This is a genomic window from Bacteroidia bacterium, assembly GCA_019695265.1.
Lineage (GTDB): Bacteria > Bacteroidota > Bacteroidia > JAIBAJ01 > JAIBAJ01 > JAIBAJ01.
Genome location: JAIBAJ010000128.1, coordinates 1 through 9,441 on the forward strand (window position 1 = coordinate 1; position 9,441 = coordinate 9,441).

Below are 9,441 nucleotides of genomic sequence, written 5' to 3' on the forward strand. Positions count from 1 at the left end.
CGGCTTTACGTTCAGCTTCCAAAGTGCGTTTTTCTAATTCCTCCAACCGCTTTTTAAGGTCATCGTTGGGCGATTTGGATTCAGAATGTTGGGAGCTTACATCCTTGGATTGTTGTGCTGTGGATTGTAAACTCCAGCTAGAAATGGCAAGGAAGAAAAGTAGGTATTTCATTGGGAAGGTAACTTCGAGGGTTAATCTGCTAGTGCTTTAATAATATCGTGGCGGGTAATAATTTTCATTTTTCCGTAGGCATCCTTCACTAAAACGGCAGCATGCGATTTTAACTGTTGACTGATGTCTTCTATTCCGGCTTCATTGTTTACTATCGGAAAAGCGGGTTGCATAATTTCTTTAACCAATCCTGATTTCAGTTCCGGGTTTTCAACCAATTTAGCAAAAAGCTGGTGTTCACTTACTGAACCTACCATTTCAGAGTCCTGAATAACAGGCAACTGAGAAACATCGCTTCCGGTAATGATGGCAATAGCATCGGCAATGGTGGTTTCAGGAGTAATAGAAACCAATTGCTGTTGATTAACCTTTTTAAGGATATCGTAGGCGGTAGTTTTATCGCTTCTATCCAACATGCCGCGTTCCTTCATCCAATCGTCGTTGAAAATTTTACCAACGTACCGGCTTCCATGGTCGTGGAAAATAACCACTACTACATCTTCCGGTTTAAGTTGATCTTTCAATTGAAGCAATCCGGCAACGGCCGAACCTGCGCTATTTCCAACAAAAATTCCTTCTTCCCTTGCCAACCGACGGGTCATTAACATGCCATCTTTGTCGGTAACCTTTTCAAATTGGTCAATTACTTTAAAATCCACATTGGCCGGCAAAATATCTTCTCCAATGCCTTCTGTCAAATAACTGTAAATTTCATTGGTATCAAAAATTCCGGTTTCGTGGTATTTCTTGAAAACCGATCCATAGGTGTCAATTCCCCAAATCTTAATAGCCGGATTTTTCTCCTTCAAGTATTTCCCGGTTCCACAAATGGTACCACCGGTTCCAACACCTACCACCAAATGGGTTATCTTTCCTTCGGTTTGTTTCCAAATTTCCGGACCTGTTGTGAGGTAATGGGCTTTGGTATTGCTTAAATTATCGTATTGATTTGGGTAGAATGAATTGGGAATTTCTTGTGAAAGTCGGCGAGCTACGGAATAATAGCTTCTGGGATCTTCCGGCATTACATTGGTTGGAGTTACCACTACTTCTGCACCAACCGCACGCAAGATGTCCATCTTTTCCTTGGATTGTTTATCCGGCATGGTGCAAATCAGTTTATAGCCTTTTACTATGGAGGCAATCGCTAATCCCATTCCTGTATTCCCTGAAGTACCTTCAATGATGGTTCCTCCGGGCTTTAATTTTCCTTCCTTTTCGGCATCTTCAATCATTTGAACTGCCATGCGGTCTTTAATGCTATTGCCCGGATTAAAGGTCTCTACCTTTGCTAATACGGTGCAAGGCAAGTCTTTAACCACCTTGTTAAGTTTAACCATGGGCGTGTTACCAATGGTTTCCAATATGTTTTTTGCGTAATCCATTATGCTGCAAATTTAGCCCTGTTTAAATACCAAATGGGCTTGGTTTGAAACAATAAATAACAAGTTTGTAACAGATTTAAGAGGCTTATTCCTTCTTCGCTTTTTTCAATTTCGGGATGCATTTGTGCCTATGGAATCAAGTGCTTTAGCAGGTTTTGCTTATAAAGCACAGTAGGTCGGGTTGATTTTAATATTTTATTTTAAGTATGCGGGCCCCCTCCGCCACCCTAAATTTGTGCTTAATCTCAAACAGCTAGCAATAGGCGTTCGGGTCACGCTTTCGGCTGTAGTCCTCGGCCCACTTGGCTAGCGCCGCGTGGTCCTGTGGGCTACTTGCCTCTATCGTTGCCCGAGGTGCAACCTCATACTGTAGTACCTTTTCCAATAGTATATAAAAAATTGTCCAAAACGGTTCAGGGTCTGCTGATAAGGTCAGAAATGCAGTAGATGAAAGGAAAACAAGATTATCTAATTCAAAATCTTGTTGCCTGTGAATTAAATAACTGTTTAATGGGTTTAAAATGAATCGATGGGGGTGTTTTTTAGCTGACCCTATTGAGGAAATGGGAGGAAGGGAGGCCGGTTTATTTGCTATTTTCTATTAACCCAAGTTCTTCTAAAATGCTATCGACAATAGTAATTCTAGCCATTGCAAAATTCGGATTGGTAAAGTCGGACGATTGAATGCAATTGGCAAAATAATAGACCTTTCCATGGGTTTCCAAATAGCCAACATACCAACCTAAATCTTTATTTTCAACACCACCCCAACCTGTTTTGGCTCTAATTTGATAGTCTAAGGTGTCTTTCACCAGCATGATGCTTTTTACGATATCCATGTTTCGTTGTGAAAACGGTAATTGGTTATCATGCAATTGTTTCAAAAATTGAATTTGTTGAAAGGGGGTTATTCTAAGTTTCCCTGTTAACCAAAATTGATCAATTCCTCCGGAGGTGTCTTTGTTTCCATAATTGGCCTTGTCTAGCCAATTCTTCATTTGTTTTCCACCCACTCGTTTAGCCAGTTCCTGAAAATACCAAACGGTGGAGTTTTTAAAGGCTGTTTCTAAATCCTGATCGGAGTTCCAAGCAGGATTTTGCCTGGTAACGCTGTCCCATTTAATACGAAAGTGTTGGTCTTTTATTATTCCGGTTTCAAGGCCAATTAAGGCATTGCAAATTTTAAATGTGGAAGCCGGAGAAAAAGCCTGATCCAGTTGCCTAATGTTGTAACAAATGGTTTGATTTGTTTGAGGATCCAACAAAATAAAGGATCCTTCTACTTTATATTCATCGTAGAATTTTTTGAAATCATCCCTCACCTGAATCTGTTGTTTTGGATGGCAGGAAAACAATCCAAAGGCAAATAGATTCCAAAATATAAATAATGAAAGATTGGGTTTCATGTTAAATTAGAATTTCGAGTTCGGATTAATTCCGAAAAGATAAAAATAACAGAAATTGTCTAGAAAAACATAAAGATGGTTATTTTTAAATTCTGCCCTTAAAATACACATGAGTTGCCTGGCAACTTTCGGAAGAAGCATGCTAAGCTTTCGTTTGATTTTTTTGGATGAAATAGAAAAGTTTGGGTTTGCACCTTCATCCGGGTAGGGATAGAAGTGGAAAGCCCACAGCCCCGATCCCAATCGGGGCGAGGACTTGGAACGGATAGCCCGACCATTCGCCATGCAGGCGGTTTGGAGTTTCGAAACTATTTGTTGGCGAATGGGACCCGCCAAAAAAAAAGGGAAATCCAGTCAATTAACTACCTGAATTTCCCTATATGACGATGGATGTTAATCCTAGATTTTAATCACTTTTGTTTTTCCCAAATTGGTGATTACCCAGTACATTCCATCGGCTAAATTGCTAAGGTCGATCGTAGAACCGACTTGATAACCAACGCGTTGTCCGAATTGGTTGTAAACTTCTACCCACAAAGCAGATGGTACCTCCAAACGATTGGTGCAAGGATTTGGAAAGGCCTTGGTAGACAATGATTCCTTTTCATCTTGACCGACCAAAATAAAATAATCTAAAGCAATTGCTTCGGGAGAAATTCCGCAAGAAAAGGTTTCAGGAGTGTTAAATGGTGAAAATACATTCAAATTTCCATACGAAAAGTAATCGGATTCGGTAGCATACAACACTTCATTTACAGTATCTAAAATGGCTTGAATAAATGCACCAGTTTGTACATTTTCCTGAATTATACTATCTCCTGAGATACTCCAGGTACCAATTCCATTGCTTCCAAATGTTCCGTAAAGTTTATCGCCGAATACGCCTAATAAATCTTTGGAATTAGCGGTATTGGTGGGGATTAAACTGAAATTTCCAGACCAAAAATCGTACTTGGTTAGGGAATTGGTAGCGGCGTTTGCTCCAAATAAGATCCGGTTTACTTTGTCATAAGCAAGGGTGTTTATACCTGCACCGGCAGCTCCTAAATCAATGTCTCTGACTTTGGTGAGGTTGTTAAGGCTCACAACAGAAATATAACCTATACTGTCGGCATAAACTCCGAAAGGTGGAACCTGATCGATAACACTTGTAATATTCCAGGCAATATACAGGCTGTCTTCAATTTGAATCATATCCATGATGGGATAATTAAAACCATCAATTTCGCCAATGGTATCCAAGGTAAAACGGTCGAAGACTATGGGTTTATTGGAGTTGGCATTTAGCACTGTGGATGGACCAACAATTAGGTAAGAATAGGCAAGTTCCATGGTTTGGGTACCTGCAAAAGGAACGCTATCGAGGCGGGTGTATACTGATAAGTCGTGTTTGTAAATGGTGTTTGATGCATTGGAAAATAAGATTTGTCCATCGGCAACCGCAGCATTGGTAAAATCTCCCGGAATGGAATCGAAGAACTGAAAACTGTGATCGAAATAGTCATACTTTCCATATTTTACATAATTACCGGGTTGTCCGAAGTTGCCTCCGGCTACTGTTATGGCTTGTTTAACCTGGAATTGTGCACTGAGTGATAATGGTAAGACTACCAATAAAAGGGTTTTGATTTTGTTCATGTTATTTGTTTTTGAAGTGTTTGAATTGTAATTGAATGCCACCTAAAAAATTGATTCCAGGCATTGGGCGTTGCTCCACTGTTTGGTAAGAAACATTGCTTAGGTTATTGGCAGAAAAGGAGACTTGCATTTCCATTTGTTGAGTAAAAGGAAAGGTTTTTACTAGGGTTAGGTTAAGGGTGTACCAGGCTGGAAGGGTGTTTTTATTGTCGGAGGAGGTGAATGATTTTCCGTTGTAAACAGCATCCAATCCAAGGAAATAGTTTTTCCATTCCAGGGAAAAGAAGGTGTTAAGTTTAACCGGTGGGACATAAATGAGTTGTTTCCCATTTTCTTCGGCGCGGGAAGCGTCTCTGATTTGGGTTTGATTCAAGTGAAGTCCGGCACCAATTCCAAGGTTCCATTTCCTGATTTCTAACTGGTTTTTAATACGGAATTCCAAACCTTTTGCCCAAACAGATTTTGCATTAAACGGTATCCAAATAGTACCGGTGGGCAGCCATTGTATCCAGTTTTGTATCCATTTGGAATAGAGCAGCAAGGCTACCTGTGGCCATTGTTTTTGTTTGAAATGTGAAAAGAAGCCTAATTCGGTTACATACCCTTTTTCGGCCTGTAGGTTTGGGTTTCCGCCGGGAATCCAATATAAGTCATTGTAACTGGCTGCCCGATAAACTTTATTGGCCAAAAGTTGGATTCGGAATGTTCTTAATTTGAAAATGCTTGTTAATCCAAGTCCGATGGGTGTAGCTTTGGATTTTCTCCATTCCTGACGGGCTGAAAGGTCGAAGTGCCAACGTTTGAAATCCAATTGAAATCCTCCAAACAAGGCATGATTCCATTGGTTTTTATGGGCCTTGTAACCTTCGGAATATACTTGAACCCATTGGGTGTGAGCTCCGGCATGAATTACCATGTTTTTTCCTGTATTGTATTCCCAGGAGGTGTATGCTTGTAGATTTTGGTTCCGGCTGGTTTCATGAAGATTTGCCACGGAGTCGGAATAAAAGAGCCAATCGTGAAAATAGGCCATTCGGGTTTGTCCGGTCCACCGCCTATGTTTGGTTTTCCATCCTAAACTGCCTCGGTAAGCCTGGTCTTGCTGTTCTGCTGCAGATTGTGCCATAAGCATGGTTGGAGGCAACTGCCTGAAGTTATTTAATATCCAAATACTTACTTCGATAGATTCTTTAGAATTTAAACGAAAACCGGATTCGTGAACAAGAGAGAAATGCCTGTTGGAGGCATGACTTAGATTTTCGGTAGGCTTGTCTTTTTTGTAAATATTTTGAAAAGGAAAGTTATTATTGGCTTGAAAGTATTGAGCGGAGGTTTGACTTGTCCAAATACCGCGATTATAAACCAGGTTGGTCCTGATTTTATGCAATCCAAACGAGCCGATGGTATAGGCTAGAAGCAAGGAGTTGGGTTGATGGGAAACATCGGCAGGAATTAGCAGGAGGGAAGAACCCGGGGTAATTCCTGCCATTATTCCGCAGGTGGCATCGGATTGCAAACGAATTTGTTCAAAGGCACCGGTAGGAATCAAACTTAGGTCAGACAAACTTTGCCAAGCCTGATTAATGTTTAAACCATGCCATAGCATTTGGGTTTGATTGGAGCTGCTTCCCCGAACGGATAAGGTGCTGCTCGCAGAAGGACCATAGTTTTTGATGGCAATTCCGGGCATACTTCGTTGGAGGAAATCGCCGGCTTGTAAGGTTGAATGTTGAAGGGATACAGGCAATCCTAATCCACTATCGCCTATTAGTTGAATTGCTTTTTCAAGTGCTGTTAACTGCCTTTCTTCAACAGTCAAGGTTTGCAATTCAACTTTCATGCTATCGGACTTTTGTTGGCCATTTGCCCATGCCGAAATGCAGAGAACCTGGATTAGGCATCCTAAACTTTTTAGCCAATAAGCAATTCCGTTTTGCATAGGTTTTTCAACTAAGCATTCGGATAGCAGATAAGCAAGGGCAGAAGTCCTTCAACCATCGCCAGACCTTTTACCCGAAAGTCTCGATTATGTTGAATTTGGCAGGTCTCCTGACTTGTCATAGTGGTGCCGCCTTCCCATTTTTTTAAACAGTGGCAGAATTGGCACTACCTGTTACATGACTCACAGTTGCGGGAACAGTTTCGGTTTTGCACCGAATTCCCTTTTAATCCTTGAAACGAATTTCGAAGGAACCAGATTCAGTTGCAAAGGAAAGGAAAATCGTCATTGAAGGGCAAAAAATCTTTTTTGGAAAAAAATGAGCTTGGAGGTACTGCCAAAACGACAATTTTAGCGTCCATGGCAGTATTTTTGAAAAAGGCCTTGAAAAATTTGGTCCATGAGCGAAAATAGCGAAAACAAACAGGAAGAAATGGTAGAAAACAATCCGCCCCAAGTGGAAGACAGTACCTCAACTATTGATGCAGATAAGCAAGAACAAACAGTTGAAAATAAAGATGAAAAATCGGAAAGTACTAAGGATTGGAAAGCTTCATACGACGAACTAAACGATAAATATTTAAGGTTGTATTCGGAATTTGATAATTATCGGAAAAGGACCTTAAAAGAAAAAGCTGATTGGAACAAAATGGCAGGAGAAGATGTGTTTAAGGCCATTTTGCCAGTATTAGATGACTTTGAAAGGGCTTTAAAATCTATGGAAACAGCCCAGGATATTCAATCGGTGAAGGAGGGAATTTTGCTCATTCACAATAAAATGAAGAACAATTTAACTTCCAAAGGTTTGGAGGCTATTGATAGTGTTGGGCAAACCTTTGATTCGGATTTGCATGAAGCCTTAACTAATATTCCTGCTCCAACCGAAGATTTGAAAGGGAAAGTGGTAGATGAGATTGAGCGTTGTTATAAATTAAATGGCAAGGTGATTCGTTTCGCCAGAGTAGTGGTTGGTCAATAAATAAGAAAACATGGCAAAAAGAGATTACTATGAAATTTTAGGGCTTACCAAATCGGCTACTCCTGAAGAAATTAAAAAGGCCTATCGTAAAATGGCCATGCAGTTCCATCCGGATAAAAACCCGGGAGACAAAGCAGCGGAAGAAAAATTTAAGGAGGCTGCCGAAGCTTACGAGGTGTTGAGTGATCAGGATAAAAAAGCCAAGTATGATCGCTTTGGGCATGAAGGGGTGAAAGCCGGCTTTGGTGGAGGAGGTTTCGGAGGTGGAATGAGCATGGATGATATTTTCAGCAATTTCGGCTCTATTTTCGAAGATGCGGGTTTTGGCGGATTTGGTGGTGGATTTGGTGGAGGAGGAGCAAGGGTGAACCGAGGTAGTAATTTGCGTGTAAAAGTGAAGTTAACCCTGGAAGAGATTGCTCATGGGGTTGAGAAAAAAATAAAAGTTAATAAGTATAACCAATGCGGTACCTGCCATGGAACCGGCGCCCAAGGTGGTAAAATGTCGACCTGTGGCACTTGTAAAGGACAAGGACGAGTTGCTCAGGTGGCTTCCACTCCTTTTGGTCGTATGCAAACGGTTACCACTTGTCCGAATTGCGGTGGACAAGGTAAAGTAGTGACCGACAAGTGTAATACCTGTTTTGGTGAAGGAATTCAACAAGGAGAAGAGGTTATTTCAATAAAAATTCCGGCCGGGGTAAGCAATGAAATGCAGTTGAATGTTAGCGGTAAAGGTAATGCGGGTCCACGTGGCGGAATCAATGGTGATTTAATTGTTGTAATTGAGGAAATTCCTCATGAGACTTTAATTCGGGATGGTAATAACTTGATTTTCAACCAGTACATTAGTTTTGTTGACGCAGCCATGGGAACTACCATTGAAGTGCCTACCATCGAAGGTAAGGCTAGGTTGAAGGTGGAACCAGGTACTCAAGCCGGAAAAGTGTTAAGACTTCGCGAAAAGGGTTTGCCCGATATCGATCGTTACGGAAAAGGCGATTTGTTGGTGAATATCAATGTTTGGACCCCAAAAAATCTGACCAATGAAGAGCGTGATTTGCTGGAGAAATTAAGAAACTCACCCAATTTTAAGCCCAATCCAGGTGCTGCAGACAAGAGTTTCTTTGAGCGAATGAAGGAGATGTTTCATTAAGTAAACAGATCTTTTAAAGTTCAATTCTTCGGTTTTTCATCAGCGTTCCGGTGTTTTTTTTGATTCCTGTAAAGAATTAAACAAATTGCCAGGACGCTTTTTTTATTTCTAAAATTTGGCGGGCCCCCTCCGCCTACCAAAATCATTCATTGATTTCAGCTTTTATGCAAGGCGTTCGGGTCACGCTATCGGCTGTAATCCTCGTCCCACTTGGCTAGCGCCGCGTGGTCCTGTGGGTTACTTGCCTCTATCGTTGCCCGAGGTGCAAACCCAAACAGAACTGAAATTATTCGATGGCAATTACCAATCCATGTAGAATAAAAAGGGAAAGGCTATATACCAAAAAAGCCACTCAGTTTGAATGGCTTTTTTGGTGGTTGATCCGTCTTTGAAATAATACCGGTTTAATCCATTTTGGTTAGAAGAATTCCAAAACCAATTCTATTTTCTTAAGCTGGCTTTTATTCTAGCTAAACCCAAGTAAGAAAGTTTAATACTTGATTAGTAAAATCGCTTACTTTTTGTTTGGTATCTGTTTCTTATTGATGGTTTAACCGGAAATCCTGTTGTTATTGGGCAGAAGCGCTATTGAGCAATCGAAGGTTGTTCAGAATAACACCGGGTCTTTCGAAGGTCATTATCGCATTTCCAAACCGTTTGTGAATAACGTTGCGTCGAGTTTGAGAATACAGGAAGATGTAAGGTTGTTCCTCATAAATCATGGATTGAAGTTTTTTCACCAACTCTGTGCGTTTGGTATTGTCTA

Annotated in this window: 7 protein-coding genes and 1 riboswitch; of the genes, 2 read left to right on the forward strand and 5 right to left on the reverse strand. The window is 40.8% G+C overall.

Annotation, left to right across the window (positions count from 1 at the left end):
• Window positions 1–192: 192 nt before the first annotated feature.
• The 4 genes from K1X82_13730 to K1X82_13745 all read right to left on the reverse strand — a co-directional run bounded on the left by K1X82_13730 (window position 193) and on the right by K1X82_13745 (window position 6,540).
• Window positions 193–1,557, reverse strand: a complete 1,365-nt coding sequence (locus tag K1X82_13730) for a pyridoxal-phosphate dependent enzyme (GenBank protein MBX7183165.1) — start codon at window positions 1,555–1,557, stop codon at window positions 193–195.
• A 584-nt stretch (window positions 1,558–2,141) separates the two neighbouring features.
• Window positions 2,142–2,963 carry a class D beta-lactamase gene (blaOXA, locus tag K1X82_13735; GenBank protein ID MBX7183166.1) on the reverse strand — a complete coding sequence of 274 codons (822 nt, stop codon included), beginning with the start codon at window positions 2,961–2,963 and terminating at the stop codon, window positions 2,142–2,144.
• Window positions 2,964–3,362: 399 nt separating this feature from the next.
• Complete coding sequence (locus K1X82_13740; GenBank protein ID MBX7183167.1) at window positions 3,363–4,601, reverse strand: T9SS type A sorting domain-containing protein; 1,239 nt, start codon at window positions 4,599–4,601, stop codon at window positions 3,363–3,365.
• 1 nt (window position 4,602) lies between these two features.
• Complete coding sequence (locus tag K1X82_13745) at window positions 4,603–6,540, reverse strand: TonB-dependent receptor plug domain-containing protein (protein MBX7183168.1); 1,938 nt, start codon at window positions 6,538–6,540, stop codon at window positions 4,603–4,605.
• A gap of 82 nt (window positions 6,541–6,622) precedes the next feature.
• Window positions 6,623–6,814: riboswitch (cobalamin riboswitch) on the reverse strand.
• Between the two features lie 126 nt (window positions 6,815–6,940).
• Between K1X82_13745 and K1X82_13750 the strand changes: the two genes are divergently transcribed.
• Window positions 6,941–7,519 (forward strand): nucleotide exchange factor GrpE, encoded by a 579-nt coding sequence (locus tag K1X82_13750; GenBank protein ID MBX7183169.1) that lies wholly within the window; start codon window positions 6,941–6,943, stop codon window positions 7,517–7,519.
• A gap of 10 nt (window positions 7,520–7,529) precedes the next feature.
• Window positions 7,530–8,675: a molecular chaperone DnaJ gene (gene dnaJ, locus K1X82_13755; protein MBX7183170.1), complete on the forward strand. Its 1,146-nt coding sequence runs from the start codon at window positions 7,530–7,532 to the stop codon at window positions 8,673–8,675.
• A gap of 569 nt (window positions 8,676–9,244) precedes the next feature.
• Here the strand turns inward: dnaJ and K1X82_13760 are convergent.
• Window positions 9,245–9,441: hypothetical protein (locus K1X82_13760; GenBank protein ID MBX7183171.1), on the reverse strand; the 197-nt coding region annotated here is incomplete at its 5' end.